The sequence below is a fragment of the Vibrio sp. YT-17 genome, assembly GCF_033337375.1.
In the GTDB taxonomy this organism is placed as follows: domain Bacteria; phylum Pseudomonadota; class Gammaproteobacteria; order Enterobacterales; family Vibrionaceae; genus Vibrio; species Vibrio alginolyticus.
This window is the reverse complement of sequence record NZ_JAWOQP010000109.1, coordinates 1-1,284: the sequence shown is the minus strand read 5'-3', so window position 1 is coordinate 1,284 and position 1,284 is coordinate 1. Positions and strand designations below refer to the sequence as shown.

The 1,284-nt window shown below is 47.2% G+C and carries 1 protein-coding gene; it reads right to left on the bottom strand.

The window, feature by feature from the left end; genetic code table 11:
* A partial coding sequence (locus R7F67_RS24235) for a PAS domain-containing methyl-accepting chemotaxis protein (RefSeq protein ID WP_318057466.1) occupies positions 1–1,264 on the bottom strand: 1,264 nt, incomplete at its 3' end.
* Between the last annotated feature and the right edge of the window lie 20 nt (positions 1,265–1,284).

The window sequence follows — 1,284 nt, the reverse complement described above, 5'->3', positions numbered from 1 at the left end:
CTTTCTGCCAACCTTCTATCGTCGAAAGCATAGCAGAGATAGACGCTTGAATTTGCTCCGTCGCATTCGACGTACGTCCAGACAGTGCGCGAACTTCATCAGCAACAACAGCAAAACCGCGACCTTGCTCACCTGCCCTAGCGGCTTCGATCGCCGCGTTCAGCGCCAGCAAGTTGGTCTGCTCTGCAATACCACCGATTTCAACCATCAAATGATTCACTTTCTGTGCCTGATCGCTCAGTTGATACGTCGTTTCCGTTGCTTTTTCAGCTTGAAGACTCAATTGCGCTAGGTTGGTATGCGTTTGATCGATCGTCTCTTTGGCCATCATGCATGACTTCAAGGTGTCATCAATTAGCATATGCGCATCGTTAGTGCTTGAAGATACCGAATTCGCTGAAGATTCCACTTCTTGCGTCGCATCTCGCACGCGTCGAATATCACTGTTTTGTTGGTTCAACGCGGCTGAAACCTCGGCCGTTGTTTGACTGAGTTCTTCAGCGCAATTTTGCAGTGGTAGCGCCGAGTCGGTCATTCTTCCCAATACGGTTCGAATCCTTGCAGACAACATTTTGATATGGAAATCAGCAATCGAAAATGCGCTATTGCCTGAATAGATCAAACGGCTCACGCTGTCATACTGCTTTTGCAGCTTTTTGAGCTGTTGAGGCGTATCAATCAACTCTTGGCGGAACAATAACGCTAAGACGCTCGCTGGTAATGCACTTGCAAGCCAAGCAAGCGGACCTTCAGCAGATAGTGCGTACGCTGCGGCAGGTGCAGTTAATGCACCCAGTAGAATCGCATAGCGAACCGTTTCGTTAATTTTTAACGACCAGGTTCTACCCGCTTTCTCGGCGGCTAGCATCCCCTTGTAAGCTTTTGCAGCAATATCCACCCATTCACGCTTAGGCTTCACGCGCACAGATTGATAACCGACAACTTGGTTTTTTTCATAGATAGGCGTTACGTAGGCATCTACCCAGTAATAACCGCCAGATTTGGTGCTGTTTTTAACCATACCTCGCCACGCTTTGCCTTCTTTAAGGCGTGCCCACATATCACCAAAAGCGGCTTTAGGCATGTCACTATGACGGACGATATTATGATTCTGACCGACTAACTCCTCGTGCGTGTATTCTGCAACGCGACAAAACGCGTCATTACAATAAGTAATAACACCTTTTAAGTTAGTGGTCGAAACGAGTTCTTCAAGTTCTCCGATGAGGGTTTCTTGAGCTTTCTGAGAAAAATTGGCTGACATAGACGATACTTCTATAATTT